This is a genomic window from Actinocrinis sp., assembly GCF_035946395.1.
In the GTDB taxonomy this organism is placed as follows: domain Bacteria; phylum Actinomycetota; class Actinomycetes; order Streptomycetales; family Catenulisporaceae; genus Actinocrinis.
The window spans coordinates 1-14635 of the sequence record NZ_DASYZI010000190.1 but is presented as its reverse complement, the minus strand read 5'-3'; the positions used below and the strand labels follow the sequence as shown (position 1 = coordinate 14635).

Below are 14635 nucleotides of genomic sequence, written 5' to 3'. Positions count from 1 at the left end.
GGCCGCTGGACCGCCCCCCGCTGCTCACCGAGACCTCGGTGCCCGGCGTCTTCGCGGCCGGCGACGTGCGCGCGGGCACGGTCAAGCGGATCAGTTCGGCGATCGGCCAGGGCGCCGTGGCGGTGGCCGCGGTCAGCCACTACCTCGATACGCTCGCCGACGTCGACGAGGACTCGGAGAGCTGAAAAATGCCTGTCGGCGGCCGATCGGCCGCCGACAAGCCGATGACGTCAGAGCCCGAGCGCTTCGAGATCCGCGCCGACGACCGAGGAGTCGCCCTCCACCGCGACGACGAGGTCGGCCGGATGCAGCGCCGCACGCACGGCCGCGTTGACTTCGTCCAGCGTCACCTCCAGCAGCCGCGCGTGCTCGACGGTGACGTAGTCCTCGGGCAGGCCGTGCCGGACCATCTCGACTAGCCGGGAGCCGACCGCGCCCGCGGTCTGTAGGCCGATCGGCGTGGCACCGGCCAGGTACGCGCGGGTTTTGTCGAGTTCGGCCTCGGTCGCGCCGCCGTCCAAGAACTCGTCGATGACCCGCAGCGTGTCCGCCACCGCGGCCGCGGTCGCGTCCGTGCGCACCTCGGCCGAGAACGAGAACAGGCCACGCGGCCTGCCGAAGTCGAAGCCGGCGTGCGCGCCGTAGGTGTAGCCCTTCACCTCGCGCAACTCGTGGTTGATCCGCGAGGTGAACGAGCCGCCGAGGATGGTCGAGCCGAGCCGCAGCGCCACCACGTCGATGCCGTGCTCCGCGACCTTCGCGCGGGTCGGCGTCGAGTGCCCGATCCGCAGCGTGGACTGCACGGCCCCGGGCCGGTCGGCGATCGCCAGCCGGTGCGCCACGCTCAGCGGCACCGGCGCGGGCCGCTGCGGCTGCACCGACTCCGGGAAGTCGCCGAACACCGTGCGGGCCAGCGCCTCCACGTCGAGCTCGTCGAGGTCGCCCGCGATCAGCAGGGTGCCCGCGTGCCGCAGCCACGTCGCGTGGAAAGCGCGCACCGCCTCCGCGTTCAGGCTCACCACGGTCTCCGGGCTGCCTCCGGCCAGCCGGCCGAAGCGCTTCTCGGCGCCGTAGAGCGCGGCGCGCAACGCCGCCTGCGCGCGCGGCCCGGGACGGGCGAAGGCCTCGCGCTTGGCCGCCACCAGGTCCGACAGGTACCGCTCGACGTCGGCGTCGGTGAAAGCCGGGGTGCGCACCGCTTCGGCGAGCAGTTCCGCGCCAGCGACCGCCTCGCGGGTGGGCAGGTCCAGCGACAGGCGGGTGGTCTCCCAGCTGGTGTCCACCGACCAGTTGCCGCCGAGGGTCTCCACCGCGGTGCCGAACTCGTCCGCGCTGCGCTTGAGCGTTCCCTCGTCGAGCAGCCCGGCGGTCGCCCTGGCGAGCCCGTCCAGGCCCTCGGGCTCGCCCAGCGCGCCGCCGTCGAGCAGCACGGAGAGCCAGGCGATCGGCTGGCCGGGCAGGTGCGCGGCCAGGACGCGGCCTGCGCCCACGGTGGTGCTGCGTACCTGGGGGAAGACGTACGGCTGCGGCAGGACCGCTGCGGGACGGGGGGCCAGTGACGTGTCGGCCATCGTGCTCAGCGCTCCGCCTCTTCGGTGTGGACAGCTTCGGGGTCGGCGTTGGATTCGGCTGCGTCCGGGGCGGCCGGGACATAGGCGAGCGTGATCCGGTTGTCCGGGGCGAAGATCCGCCCCGCCGCCTGCTGCACCTCGTCCGCGGTGACCGCGAGCAGCTGCGGCAGCCGGTCGGCCACCCGCCGCGCGTCGCCGAACAGCGTCGCGTGCCTGCCGAGCTGGTCGGCCCGCGAACCGACGGTGGCCAGCTCCCGGGACCAGTCAGCGGCCAGCACGCTGCGGGCGCGGCTGAGTTCGTCCTCGCCGACGCCCTCCCGCGCGACCTGCTCGCAGATCTCGAAGAAGGCCGCCTCAAGCTCGTCGAGCGGCACGCCCTCCCGGGGCGTGGCCATCCCGGTGATCATCGAGGCGTGCCAGGCGCGCTGCCACGAGCCGAGGTAGCCGCCCTCGGCCTGGGCGAGCCGCCGACGGGTCACGAGTTCGCCGAAGAGGCGGCTGCCGCGGCCACGGCCGAGCACCACGCTCAGCACGTCGTCCGCGGCCGACCCCGGCTCGGCGAACCGGCTGGACCGGAACGCGAAGAACACCCGGGGCAGCGGCACCGCCTCGTCGAGCTGCACCCGCTGCGTCGTGCCGAACGCGGTCGGCAGTGCGGCAACCTCGGGCAGTTGCGGGCGCGGGCGGGGCGCCAGCGCGCCGAAGTAACGCTTCGCCAGTTCGCGCACCTCGTCGGCGGAGGTGTCGCCGACCACGGTGAGCACCGCGTTGTCGGGGGAGTAGTAGGACTCGTAGAAGGCGGTGAAGTCGGACAGCTGCGCGCTGTCGAGCTCGGCCATCGAGCCGATCGTCGAGTGGTGGTACGGGTGCCCCGCGGGGTAGGCCAGCTCGCCGATCATCTCGTGCCAGCGGCCGTACGGCACGTTGTCGTAGCGCTGCCGCCGCTCGTTCTTGACCACCTCGCGCTGGTTGTCCAGCGTCTCCTGGGTCAGCGCCAGCGCGCCCATCCGGTCCGCTTCCAGCCACAGCGCGGTGGCCAGCGCGGCTGAGGGCACGGTCTGGAAGTAGTTGGTCCGGTCCGAGCTGGTCGTCGCGTTGATCGCGGAGCCGCCGACCGCCTGTAGCACGCCGAAGTGCTCGCCCTTGCCGACCTGCGCCGAGCCCTCGAACATCAGGTGCTCGAAGAGGTGCGCGAAGCCGTGCTTGCCGGACGGCTCGTGGCGGGAACCCACGTTGTACCAGAGGTTCACCGCGATGATCGGCGCGGAGCGGTCCGCGGCCACGACCACCCGCAGCCCGTTGTCGAGGGAGAACTGCTCGATCGGCCAGCCGAACCCGGTCGGCGCCGGCGGCGCCCCGTTCCCGGTCGCGGTCGTGTCGGCGGTGGTCGTGTGCGCCGAGTTCGCCACCCGGACCCCCATTCCAAGGTCGTCGGAGCCCGCCAGCCGTGTCCGACGCGTCTGCCGGGCCGTGCCAAGTGCCATCTGTCGTCTTCTGTCACCGGACCGGGACGGCCCGTGAGGTCAGCATAGGGGCAAGCCGCCGGTAAACGACGATCGGCTTGAGGGTCGGCGGGAAGACGCCCATTGAGACGGGCAGAATTTGATCGCAGGACAGGCGGGAACATATACGGGTGCCCGACGCCGAGTGCGGGCGCGGGAGCGAGAGGGAGCGGTGAAACCGCGATGGGGCTTCAGAAGCACTTGACGGCCGCGGAGCGCCTTGGGCGCGAACGGCTGATTCCCAAGTGGATCGAATGGTTCTTCATCGCCGGGGCCGTGGTGCTCATCCCGTGGATCGTGGTGCTGTTCACCGTGCCGCCGCAGGTCGGCCTGGTGGCGAAGCACTCGCGGCTGGTGTGGGGCGGCTTCGACTGCTTCCTGGTGCTCGGTTTCGCGGTGACCGCCTACCGGATCGCGACCCGTTCGCCGCGCGGGGCGATCACCGCGGCCGCGACCGGGACGATGCTGTTCGTCGACGCCTGGTTCGACGTGCTCACCTCGCGCCGCCCGATCGACCAGCTCACTGCGGTGCTGATGGCCGTGTTCGCGGAGATCCCGTGCGCGCTGATCTGCTTCTACGTGGCCCGCAAGATCGTCGGCGTGTTCGAGGCCTCCGTCCCGGTGCTGCGCGAGGCCGGGTTCCGGGTGACCGGCGGACGGCTGGTGCCGCCCGCCGGGTCCGCGGTGGCGCAGGAGATGTCAGAACGGCGCTAGAACGACGAGTTCGCGGACCAGTGCGCGAGCAGTGAGGTGTCGCCGATCACGGTCAGCGCCGCGTCGTCGGCCTTGCGCCGCCCGTACATGAACAGCGCCAGGTCCTGCACGTCGCCCCGGATTGCCGCCGCTCCCTTGACGTGCGCGCGCGACCAGCGGAAGCCCTCCGGCTCCAGGGTGATCAGCCACTCGCCGGGCAGGCCGGTGCCGTCGATGTCGGTGGCGTGCAGGTGAATCGTCTCGCCGTCGCCGCGCAGGTCGTGCACGTTCGGCCGGAAGAACTCGGCGTACGGCAGCAGTTCGAGCAGCTCGTCGATCGCGTCCACGGCCACCGCGGGCTCGATCCGGCTGGCCACCCCGGCCGCGCCCTCGGCGTCGGTGCGGTGGATCGTGGTCTCGTGCAGCATCCGGCGGATCCAGAACCGCACGTGCTTGTCTGCGGCCCAGGAGTACATCGGTGCGTCCGGGTCCGCCCCGCGCAGCGCGGCCACCAGTTCCGCGCCGTTGTGCGAGAACCAGGCGGGCACGGCCGTCCAGTCGGCCGGCGGTTCGGCGTCGATGGTGCGCTGCGGGATCCGTTTCGGGGTCAGCTTCTCGACCATCGTGCGCGCCCACTTGTGGATCAGCGCGACGTGCCGGATCAGCGCCTCCAGGTCCCACCCCGGGCAGTTGGGCACCGGCGCGGTCGGGGCGGTGTCGGCGATCAGCTCGGCGATGCGGCGGATCTCACCGTCCAACAGCTCGATCGCGGTCTCGTGACGGACGGTGCGTTGGCGGGGCGACGGGGCGAGGGTGGGCACCGGTGGCTCCTTACGTGTTCGGCTGTGCGTGATGTTGCGCTGGGATTCGACGGCGCCCTCGCACGACGCTGTCGAGGGTGCGCCGCCGGCTTCCCGACGGTGCGGGAGCGATCGGCGGCGCGGAAGGGTGGTAAGGCTGTTTGTCCCCGGAGTCTGGGGCGTACATGCCTTCCTGGACGTATTCCTTCAAGCTTGAAGCCAACTCGTGCTGAACGCCACGTGACATCCGTCTCGTAGCTCAGCGTGTTTCCCTCCTGTCTCGGCGGCGCTCGCCGCGTGGCCCGTGTGTCCAGCCCGCGACGCCCCAGCATGGGCATGACCGGGCACGACCCCCCGCCTGGCGATCGCACGCGCCACGCGCCGCGCCCTGATCCAACCCCACACCTCAAACACCCCCTAGGGTGCATTCAGGAGATGGGCGATTCAGGTGATCTTCAGGTTGGATGGAGGAGATTCGCGGTGGGAAGGGGCCTCGCGGCCGCGCTGGTGGCCTCCTTGTGCTACGGGATCGCCTCGGTGCTCCAAGCCGTCGGGGCACGGCGGGTGGAACGCACCGACCAGATCGACCACCGGCTGCTGGTCCGGGTGCTCGGCTCGCTGCCGTTCCTGGCCGGCACCGCGCTCGACGCGGTGGGTCTCGCGTTCAATCTGTTCGCTCTGCGCACCCTGACGCTGTTCACGGTGCAGGCGGTGGTCAACACCAACCTCGCGGTCACCGCGCTGGCCTCGGTCCTGCTGCTGCACTCGACGCTGGAGCGGCGGGACAAGGCGGCGGTGACGGCGGTCGTCTTCGGGCTGGTGCTGCTCGGCCTGGCCTCGGGCCCGGAGGGCAAGGGCACGTTCGACACAGAGCACAGATACGGTCTGCTGGTCGCGTCGGCGGTGCTGGTCGCGGTGGCGATAGTCGTCGCGAATGTGCTGAAGCAGGTGCATCCCGCGGTGCTCGGCGGGCTGGCCGGGTTCCTGTTCGGGCTGTTCGGGATCTCCGTGCGGGTCATACCGTCCCTCGCCCCGCAGCGGCTGGTGACTGACCCGGCGGCGTACGCGGCGGTCGCCGCCTCGGTGACCGGCTTCGTGTTCTTCGCCGCCGCGTTGCAGCGCGGCTCGGTGACCGCCGCGACCGCGGCCCTGGTGGTCGGCGAGACCGCGGTGCCGGCGCTGGTCGGCCTCGTCGCGCTGGGAGACGCCACTCGGCACGGGTTCGCCCCGGTCGGCGTGGCGGGGTTCCTGTTGGCAGTCGGCGGCGCGCTCGCGCTCTCCCATTACGGCGAACTGGGCGAAGCCAAGCCGTCCGAACAGCTCTGACACGGATCGTGAGAGTCCTGTCATACCTGGTCGGCATGCGTGCGTGTTGGACCCGGCGAAGGCCGCGTCCTACCTCGCCCGGTTCGCTTGGCGGCGTTACTCGCTCAGCTACGCTGCGTCTCTTCGGAACGCACTTCGGCGGCCATCTCGACCTCGGTCTCAGCGTCCTTCTTCGCCTGTCGGCGCCGGTGCCAGAGCGCGAAGCCGACGGCCGCGACGAGCAGCGCGCCGAACAGGACGTAGCCAGCGGCGTTGGCGTAACCCTCGATGCGATCCCATGCCGTGCCCGCCAGGTAGCCGATGAGGATGAACGCAGCGGCCCAGGTGACGCCGCCGATCGCGTTCCACAGCAGGAAGGTGCGGTACGGCATCTTCGCCGTGCCGCACAGGCTCGGTACCAGTGCGCGCAGCACCGCCGTCCAGCGTCCGGCGAACACCGCCTGCCCGCCGAGCCGGTTGATCAGTTGCTTGCCCTGGACGATGTGCACCGGCTTGACGAAGCGCTTCGGCGCCTTGTCCAGCAGCGCGTCGCCCCACTTCTTGCCGACCTCGTAACCGACCGAGTCGCCGAGGATCGCGCCGAGGATCGCGGCGGCGAACACCGCCCACAGCGGCACCTTGCCCTCGTACGCCAGGAAGCCTCCGACGACCACCGCGGTCTCGCCGGGCAGCACGAAGCCGAGGAAGATCGAGGCTTCAAGGGCCGGCAGCAGGAAGACCAGAACCAGCGCGACCGCCGGGTCGAGCTTGAGGAGCAGGTCCACCAGCCAGCCGAGCACGGGTCAGTCCCCCAGGTACGCGAGCAGCGCGTCGTGCAGCAGCCCGTTGGACGTGCACGCCGAACCGGCCGCGGGGGAGGGGTCGCCCTCGGTGGAGCTGAACCGGCCGCCCGCCTCGGTGACGATGACCGCGATCGCGGCCATGTCCCACAGCGAGACCTCGGGCTCCGCGGCCAGGTCCACCGCGCCCTCGGCGACCAGCATGTGCGACCAGAAGTCCCCGTATGCGCGGGTGCGCCAGCAGGCGCGGGAAAGCGCGAGGAAGCCGTCGAGCTTGCCGTCCTCCTCCCAGGAGATCACCGAGGAGTAGGCGAACGAGGCGTCGTCGAGCAGTCCGACCTTCGAGACCGCCAGCCGGGTGGCCGAGGACAGCGACCGGCCGGAGTAGGCCCCGCCGCCTTTGGACGCCCACCAGCGGCGGCCGAGCGCGGGCGCGGACACGATACCGACGACCGGCGCGTCACCCTCCATGAGCGCGATCAGCGTTGCCCAGACCGGTACGCCGCGCACGTAGTTCTTCGTGCCGTCGATCGGGTCGATGATCCAGCGGCGGCGGGTGAAGCCGCTGTTGCCCGGCGTGTCGCCGAACTCCTCGCCGAGCACCGCGTCGCGCGGCCGCGACCGGCTGAGGGTCGTGCGCAGCAGTTCCTCGGTGGCCTTGTCGCCGTCGCTGACCGGGGTGAGGTCCGGCTTGGTCTCGACTCTGAGGTCCAGCGCCTTGAACCGCTGCATCGTGACCGAGTCGGCCTGGTCCGCCAGCACGTGCGCAAGTCTCAAGTCGTCGTCATAACCCGTCACGCCGCCAAACCTACCGGTTCGGCGGCGTGACGGGCTGTTTGAGGCGCTGCGTCAACTACGACACCGCGATGTCGTCCGCCTGGTATGTCGGCTGGCCGTACCAGCCGTGCACGTACACGGTCACCGACGTCGTCGAGGCGCCGGTTGTGAACGACACGCTCAGCTGCTGGAAGCCGCTGGTACCCGGCGTCCACGTGCTGGTGTCGGTCGTTCCGGTGCCGCTGACGCCGATGTATACGTACGAGCCGTCGACCCAGCCGGACAGCGTGTACGTGTGACCGGCCACGACCGAGATCACCTGGCTGCACTGCGCGTCAGCGGACGAGGTCGGCGTGCCCTGGAGCGCGTGGGAGCCACTGTGCACCGGCGAGGAGACCACGGTCGCCGTGCCCGCGTCGCAGGTCCACGGCGAAAGCGAACCGGTCTCGAAGCCGCCGTTCACCACGACGCCCGAGCCGCCGGTGCCGCTGCCGGTCGAGCTGGCCGACGGCGAGGGGCTCGCCGAGGCGGAGGCGGAGGCGGACGGGCTGGCGCTCGGTGAAGCCGAGGGTGAGGGCGACGCGGACGGCGATGGCGACGAACTCGATCCGCCGCACGGGCCGCCGTCAGTCCAGACGCCCTGCGAGTTGTTGCCGGGCACGTCTCCCTGGGTCCACCACTTGGCGGTCCAGTTGTGACCGTTGTACGAAACGACCGCGCCACCCGAATAGGCGGTCGTCGAGTTCCAGGCCGCGCCGCAGGCTCCGGCGCCCGGCTGCGCGGGCGGGCTCGGCAGGGTGGTCGGCGCCCACTGCGCGAACTGCGTGTCGTACTTGGTGAAGTCGTAGTCGTTCTGCGTCACCGAGCTGCACTCGCCCGAGGTCGCGCCGTTGTTGTTCGGCGGGTTGCACTGCCGGTCGCGGTTGACCGACCAGAAGGTGTAGCGGGACATGTTGTTGCTCTCGGCGAACGAGAGCGTCGAGGCGAAGTCGGCCTGGTAGAAGAACTCGCCGGTGTCGGTGCGGCCGTTCATGCCGGAGATGCCCTCGTGGTTCCAGGCCGCGGCGCTGGTCCAGCCGAAGGTGCTCACCAGTTGCGCGTTGAAGTCGCTCAGCGCGGTCTGCTGCGCCGCGGCGCCGCTGAAGCCGCCGTCGAACGGCATCAGCGAGTAGTCGCCCGGCACGAAGCCGAGCGACTTGGCCTCGTTCAGCAGCTGCTGCCCGAAGTAGTTCGCCCCGCTGGTGGTCGACGGGATGGTGACGCTGACCAGCATGCCGGGGTTGTTCTGCTGGAGGATCTGCGCCGCGCCGAGCTCGTTGGCGATGGCCGCGGAGTTCTCGATCTCCGGCTCTTCGAGGTCGAAGTCGATGGCGTGCAGGCCGTACTGGGTGACCACCGACTGGTAGGCCGCCGCGGTGGCCGAGGCGGTGCCGCAGGTCTGGCCGAGCTTCGTGCCGCCGTAGCCGCCCGCGGACACCGAGACGTCGCCGCCGGCCGCGCGCACCTCGTTGATGACGGCCGCCACCTGCGTGTCCGACGAGGTCGCGTCGGTGCCGTCCCAGGTCGGCGAGCAGCCGCCGCCGTTGGGGGCCAGGATGAAGGCGAGCTCGAAGGCCTTCTCGCCGGTCGCGGACATCACCGAGCCGAGATCGGGGGCCGTGGAGTCGAGCGTGTAGTAGTACGGAGCCGACTCGTACCAGTTCGCGGTCAGCGCGGTCGCGGCGCTGGCGCTGGTCGCGGCGACCGTGGCGGCCGCGAGCGCGGTGCCGGCAAGCGCGGTCGCGGCCAGGGCGGCGAGCCCCTTGCGGGAGCGTGCGGCGGGAAGGTGGCTCTTCGAACCTGCCCGCGGCCTTGTGGGCGGCTGTGGGCTCGTCCACCGCTGTGCGTCGGCCGACCCTGCGCCGCCGGCCGCGGGCAAGTTCGAAGAGGGGGGAAGGATCGGGCGCATGGGTACTCCGCATTCCTCGGGTGAGAGGTTCAGGACCCGGAGCGCGCCGGCTCGCGGAAGGAACGCCCCATACCTTGCAGCCGCCGCCTCGTCGCGTCAATAGGTCTAGTCCAATGCGCGCCCGCAGCGGCGGCGCCCCGCCGGATCGGTGCGCCCGCCGCGGCGCCCTTCCGGATCGGCCCACGCCATGGAATCCTGGGGAGCGACATGCGGTTGGGGGCGGTGGGGGATCACCATGACGTTGCCCAGGAGTTTGATCGCCGCGTTGCAATCGGGCGCAATGTCCGCGCGCCCTTTGACATTGAGCGCGATGAATCCGAACGTAGTGGGATACACGTTCAGCAACTGCCCGCAGAGCGCCGGCTGACCGAGGGAGTGACGTACCGTGACCGACGTGGACGGTGTGTCCCGCAGCGGTGTCGCGCAGCGGGTGCGGCCGGTGGCCAAGCCGGTCGAGCAATATGCGCTCAGGCTCGGGGACGACGCGCTGTTGCTCTCCTTCCGGTTGACCGAGCGGGTAACCGGCGTGCCGGGTCTGGAAGAAGAGGCCGCACTCGCCGGCATAGCGCATCAGCTACGTGTCCATGCACGGTTCCTGCTCGCCGCGGCCGGCCAGTCCACGGCCCAGGACGAGGACCTGCTCGCGTATCGGCGCGCCGACCGCGAGTACCGCAACGCCCTGATCGTGGAGCTGCCGAACGGTGACTTCGCCCACACGATGGTCAGGATGCTGTTCTTCTCGGCGTATCAGCGTGCGCTGTACCGCGCGCTGGATCACAGCGCCGACGCGAACCTGGCCGCCTTCGCCGTGAAGGCGCTGCACGAGGTCGAATACCACTTCGAATACTCGGCCGAGTGGACGATAAGGCTTGGCGACGGAAGCGAGGAGAGCCACGACCGCGTGGCCGCCGCTGTTGCAGAGCTCTGGCCCTACACCGCAGAGCTGTTCGCCGCCGACGACCTGATCTGTAGCTTGGTATCGGACGGAGTCGCCGCCGACCCGATCACCCTCCAGGGTGAATGGAGCGAGCAGGTCGGCGCGGTACTCGCGCGGGCCACGCTCGGTGTCGCGCCCACCGGAGCCTGGCGGCCGAGCGGCGGCCGAGCGGGTCGGCATACCCGAGCGCTCGACGATCTGCTCGGGCGGATGCGGTCCTTCCACCGCGCGCACCCCGGCGCCGCCTGGTAGCCAGCCCGTGCCGCGCGGCTCAGGCGCCTGGAATGCCCCGAAGATCTTGATGCAGCAGCCGCCCGGCCTGCTCCGGTTCGCCGGTGAACATCGACCGGGCGAACCGATATGAGCCGGGCGCGTTTTCAAGATCTTCAGTGCGCTTCTACGGCCTCGAAGAAAAGAGCGGCGGCTTGCGGCCGGCCTGCCGCTCACCGCTCGTGTCGGGCGACGCCGGGGGCGTCGGGCCGGTCTTCGGAGCCTGACGTTGCGGCAGCCTCTCTCCGGAGGAGAGCACCTTGCGCTGCGTCGCCACGGTCTTCTCCTGCTTCTTGTGACCGAGGAAGATGTCGGTCTGCTCGGCAAAGGCGTCGAAGCGGATGCGGTCGCTGGGCGCTTCGAGTTCGGTGAGCCGGGCCAGGGTCGCACGCACCATCGCCGCCGAGCCGGAGACGCAGATGTCGTGCCCGGTCCAGTTGAAGCGGTCCGCGCCGTGCCGGGTGAGCACGTCGGGCAGCATGCCGCGCTCGCCCTTGTACGCGGGCTCGTGCGAGACGCAGGGCACGATCTTCAGCCACGGGGCGCGCTCGCGCAGCGCCTCAAGCTGCGGCACCGCGTAGAGGTCCTTGGCGCGGCGCACACCGTAGTAGACCGCCACCTGCCGATTGGTGTTCCAGCGGGTCATGTCCTCGGCGATCGCGATCAGCGGGGCGATGCCGGTGCCGCCGCCGATCAGCAGTACGTCCCGCGTCGAGATCGCGTCACAGACCATGCCGCCGACCGCCGGGCCGAGCCGCACGGTGTCGCCGAGCCGGGTGTGGTGCACCAGCGCCGAGGAGACCCAGCCGCCGTCGATGGCGCGCACCTGGAACGTGAGCAGCCCGTCCGGGCGCGGGGCGTTCGCGATCGAGTACGAGCGCCAGACCCGGGGCCAGCGCTGCGTCTCGATCGCGGCGTACTGCCCGGGGCGGTACGGGTACGGGTGGTCCGGTTCGACCGTGATCAGGGCCAGCGAGTCCGTCGGCCTGCGGTGCTCGACGACCCGACCGTTCCAGAACGGCGGGGTGCTCCTGGCCGCGTCCTGGGCCGCCGAGATCATCGTGTCGGCGATGAAGCCGAAGGCGGCCGACCACGACTCGTCCATCGCCGGAGTCCATCCGGGCCGGGCGAACCGCTTCATCGCGGCGACCAGGCAGCGCCCGACGGTCTCGTAGTGCTCGGGCTTCACCCCGAACTTGCGGTGGTCCCGGCCGAGCTGGCTCAGGTAGTCCACCAGGCTCCCCGGGTCGTGTACCTGGTGCACGACCCTAACCAGGGCGCCGAACAGCCGGTCGCGCTGACTGTCCATCATCGGCGGGAACATGTCCCGCAGTGAGGGGTCCTCAATGAAGAGCATCGCGTAGAAGTGCCCGACGACTTTTTCCGAGCTCTCCTCCACGAGGGCGAAGGACTCCTGGATCAGCCGTGGATCGAGTGGCATGCCGAGTGGTCCTTTTGCGATCGGGACGGGATCCGCTGCGGGGCGACCCGCCGCGAAGCCGTCTGGTGTCGAAGAGCGGTCATAACGCTATGACATGAACCGCCTCTCACAGCAGCTCATAGCCATGAGTCCGCAAGAAGTCCGCCCACTGAGTCAGGCACCGAATATCAGGTGAGGCGCCGTCGGGGACGTCCTGCCGGTGTCTCGGCGACCGTCAGGGACGGTCCGCCAGCGCCGCGAGCAGACGCCGGACCGAGTCCACCCGCGCGGCAAAGGCGGCGCGTTCTGCCGGGTGTTCCGGGGAATCGACCGACAACGCGTCAAGCCGGTCGTCGAGCGCGCAATCCGGCGCGTCGGCAGCGTGCGTACAGCCGCGAGGGCACTCGGCGATCACCGCGGCCAAGTCGGGGAACGCCTGCACGACATGGTCCGGGCTCACATGCGCCAGACCGAACGACCGTACGCCGGGGGTGTCGATCACCCAGCCGCCCGACACGCGGTCAGAATCGCCGCGTTCCGGCAGTCGCAGCGCCACTGCGGAGGTGGAGGTGTGCCGTCCCCGCCCCGTGATGTCGTTCACGTGGCCGATCGCCCGGTCGGCGTCGGGCACCAGCGCGTTGACGAGCGTCGACTTGCCCACGCCCGAATGGCCGACCAGCACGCTGATGCGCCCGGCCAGCGCCGCGTGTAGCTGTTCCAGCTCGCCGCCGCGCCGGGTCACCACCGCGGGCACGCCCAGCGCCTCGTACACGGACAGCAGTGGCGTGGGATCGGCGAGATCGGCCTTGGTAAGGCACAGCAGCGGGTTCAGCCCGGCGTCGAGCGCGGCCACCAGGCAGCGGTCGATCATCCGGGGCCGGGGCTCGGGATCAGCGAGCGCGGTGACGATCACCAACTGGTCCGCGTTGGCGACGATGACTCGTTCGACCGGATCGGTGTCGTCGGCGGTGCGGCGCAGCACGTGCTCGCGTGGATGCACGCGCACGATGCGCGCCAGCGCGTCCGGCCCGCCGCGCAGATCCCCGACCAACGAGACCCGGTCGCCGACGACGACGCCCTTTCGGCCCAGCTCCCGCGCTTTCATCGCGATCACTTCGCGCATGTCGTCGTCGATCAGACAGGTATACCGGCCGCGGTCCACCGCGATGACCATGCCGTCGGCGGCGTCCTCGTGCTCGGGGCGCAGCCTGGAACGGGGACGTGAGCCGCGCGGGTTCGCCCTGACCCGGACGTCGTCCTCGTCGAAGTCACGGCCGCGCCTCACCACGCGGCGACTACTGTTGTCGGTGTTACTGATGCCGGCGCCACTTTCGTCGGCACTGCCATCTCACGGAACGCACCGGCCGTGAAAGCACGGACTGGCGATACCCGGTGCGCCGCGGCCGTCACCCCTGGTACTCCGTTCCGGCGAGCAACGCGTTCCAGCGGCCGGGGAAGTCGGGCAGCGTCTTTCCGGTGGTGGCCACGTTCTCCACCAGGACGCCGGGCACGGCCAGTCCGATCACCGCGGCGGCGGTGGCCAGCCGGTGGTCCTCATAGGTCGCGAACTGCCCGCCGCGCAACGGCCGCGGGGTGATCACCAGCTCGTCGTCGCCCTCGGCCACGTCGCCACCGAGGTTGTTGATCTCCTTGGCCAGCGCCGCGACCCGGTCGGTCTCGTGCAGCCGGATGTGGCCGATCCCGTGCAGCCGGGAGGGCGAGTCGGCCAGCGCGGCCATCGCGGCGATGGCCGGGGTCAGCTCCGACTCGTTCGACAGGTCCAGGTCCACGCCGTGCACGCCCCCGTCGCCGGTGACGGTCAGCCCGTCAGGGCCGAGTTCGCACCGCGCGCCCATCAGCGTGCAGATCTCACGCAGCCGGTCGCCGGGCTGGGTGGTGTGCTCGGGCCAGTCGGCCACGGTCACCCGGCCGCCGGTGATCAGCGCGGCGGCGACGAACGGCGCGGCGTTGGACAGGTCCGGCTCGATGGTCAGCTCGCGGCGTGCGATCGGCCCGGGGGCCACCGCCCAGCGGCGTGGCTCGGCGTCGTCCACCGTGACCCCGGCGTCGCGCAGCATCTCCACCGTCATCTCGATGTGCGGCCGGCTCGGCAGCCGCTCGCCGACGTGCCGCACCTCGACGCCGCGCTCGAACCGGGGCCCGGCCAGCAGCAGCGCGGAGACGAACTGCGAGGACGCCGAGGAATCGATCTCGACCAGGCCGCCGGCCAGCGCGCCCGCGCCGCGCACGGTCAGCGGGAAGTGACCAGGCCGCGCCCGGTCGTCGATGTCCGCGCCGAGCGTCCGCAGCGCCTCGATCAGCGCGCCGATCGGGCGCTCGTGCGAGCGCGGATCGCCGTCGAAGCGGACCGGGCCGTCCGCCAGCGCGGCGATCGGCGGCAGGAAGCGCATCACGGTGCCGGCGTTGCCGACGTCCACGCTGACGTCTCCGCGCAGCGTGCCCGGAGGGGTCACGTGCCAGGAGCCGTCCGGCAGGTCCTCGATCCCGACGCCGAGCGCCCGCAGCGCGCCCGCCATCAGCGAGCTGTCCCGGCTGCGCAGCGGACGGCGCAGTGTCGACGGTCCGTCGGCGAGCGCCGCGAGCACGAGCGC

General features: G+C 71.1%; 12 protein-coding genes and 1 pseudogene. 4 read left to right on the top strand and 9 right to left on the bottom strand.

Translation table 11 applies throughout. The features are described from left to right. Positions 1-185, top strand: a pseudogene (locus tag VGS97_RS12150) (hypothetical protein); the annotation flags it as partial. A 45-nt stretch (positions 186-230) separates the two neighbouring features. Here the strand turns inward: VGS97_RS12150 and VGS97_RS12145 are convergent. Both VGS97_RS12145 and VGS97_RS12140 read right to left on the bottom strand, forming a co-directional pair. After that, entirely contained in the window at positions 231-1571 is a 1341-nt protein-coding gene (locus VGS97_RS12145; RefSeq protein WP_326853493.1) for a pitrilysin family protein, read from the bottom strand. A 5-nt stretch (positions 1572-1576) separates the two neighbouring features. After that, entirely contained in the window at positions 1577-3055 is a 1479-nt protein-coding gene (locus tag VGS97_RS12140) for a pitrilysin family protein (RefSeq protein WP_326853492.1), read from the bottom strand. A 201-nt stretch (positions 3056-3256) separates the two neighbouring features. On the opposite strand from VGS97_RS12140, the gene VGS97_RS12135 reads away from it, so the two are divergent. Then, complete coding sequence (locus VGS97_RS12135) at positions 3257-3787, top strand: hypothetical protein (protein ID WP_326853491.1); 531 nt, start codon at positions 3257-3259, stop codon at positions 3785-3787. On the opposite strand, the gene VGS97_RS12130 is transcribed toward VGS97_RS12135, so the two are convergent. After that, on the bottom strand, positions 3784-4587 hold the full coding sequence (locus VGS97_RS12130; RefSeq protein WP_326853490.1) for a maleylpyruvate isomerase family mycothiol-dependent enzyme: 804 nt from the start codon (positions 4585-4587) through the stop codon (positions 3784-3786). The genes VGS97_RS12135 and VGS97_RS12130 overlap by 4 nt on opposite strands. Before the next feature lie 459 nt (positions 4588-5046). Between VGS97_RS12130 and VGS97_RS12125 the strand changes: the two genes are divergently transcribed. Further along, complete coding sequence (locus tag VGS97_RS12125; RefSeq protein ID WP_326853489.1) at positions 5047-5892, top strand: hypothetical protein; 846 nt, start codon at positions 5047-5049, stop codon at positions 5890-5892. Positions 5893-5996: 104 nt separating this feature from the next. On the opposite strand, the gene VGS97_RS12120 is transcribed toward VGS97_RS12125, so the two are convergent. From VGS97_RS12120 to VGS97_RS29810, 3 genes are read right to left on the bottom strand one after another with little or no spacing between them, the layout of a single operon-like run. After that, entirely contained in the window at positions 5997-6671 is a 675-nt protein-coding gene (locus tag VGS97_RS12120; RefSeq protein ID WP_326853487.1) for a DedA family protein, read from the bottom strand. A 3-nt stretch (positions 6672-6674) separates the two neighbouring features. After that, entirely contained in the window at positions 6675-7469 is a 795-nt protein-coding gene (gene hisN / locus VGS97_RS12115; protein WP_326853486.1) for a histidinol-phosphatase, read from the bottom strand. Between the two features lie 55 nt (positions 7470-7524). Further along, positions 7525-9396 (bottom strand): carbohydrate binding domain-containing protein, encoded by a 1872-nt coding sequence (locus VGS97_RS29810; RefSeq protein WP_326853485.1) that lies wholly within the window; start codon positions 9394-9396, stop codon positions 7525-7527. Between the two features lie 385 nt (positions 9397-9781). On the opposite strand from VGS97_RS29810, the gene paaC reads away from it, so the two are divergent. Beyond that, entirely contained in the window at positions 9782-10585 is an 804-nt protein-coding gene (gene paaC, locus VGS97_RS12105; RefSeq protein WP_326853484.1) for a 1,2-phenylacetyl-CoA epoxidase subunit PaaC, read from the top strand. A gap of 145 nt (positions 10586-10730) precedes the next feature. Here the strand turns inward: paaC and VGS97_RS12100 are convergent, their stop codons facing one another. The 3 genes from VGS97_RS12100 to aroA form a co-directional block, all read right to left on the bottom strand. Further along, positions 10731-12044, bottom strand: coding sequence for a globin domain-containing protein (locus VGS97_RS12100; RefSeq protein WP_326853483.1), 1314 nt, complete (start codon positions 12042-12044; stop codon positions 10731-10733). Between the two features lie 214 nt (positions 12045-12258). Further along, positions 12259-13311 carry a ribosome small subunit-dependent GTPase A gene (gene rsgA, locus VGS97_RS12095; RefSeq protein ID WP_326853482.1) on the bottom strand — a complete coding sequence of 351 codons (1053 nt, stop codon included), beginning with the start codon at positions 13309-13311 and terminating at the stop codon, positions 12259-12261. Positions 13312-13429: 118 nt separating this feature from the next. Next, positions 13430-14635: 3-phosphoshikimate 1-carboxyvinyltransferase (gene aroA, locus VGS97_RS12090; RefSeq protein WP_326853481.1), on the bottom strand; the 1206-nt coding region annotated here is incomplete at its 5' end.

What these genes read in the sequence shown, in the direction of transcription:
- VGS97_RS12135 (WP_326853491.1), top strand. Translation starts at nt 3,257, where the DNA reads ATGGGGCTTCAGAAGCACTTGACGGCCGCGGAGCGCCTTGGGCGCGAA.
- VGS97_RS12145 (WP_326853493.1), bottom strand. Translation starts at nt 1,571, where the DNA reads ATGGCCGACACGTCACTGGCCCCCCGTCCCGCAGCGGTCCTGCCGCAG.
- VGS97_RS29810 (WP_326853485.1), bottom strand. Translation starts at nt 9,396, where the DNA reads ATGCGCCCGATCCTTCCCCCCTCTTCGAACTTGCCCGCGGCCGGCGGC.
- VGS97_RS12100 (WP_326853483.1), bottom strand. Translation starts at nt 12,044, where the DNA reads ATGCCACTCGATCCACGGCTGATCCAGGAGTCCTTCGCCCTCGTGGAG.
- VGS97_RS12140 (WP_326853492.1), bottom strand. Translation starts at nt 3,055, where the DNA reads ATGGCACTTGGCACGGCCCGGCAGACGCGTCGGACACGGCTGGCGGGC.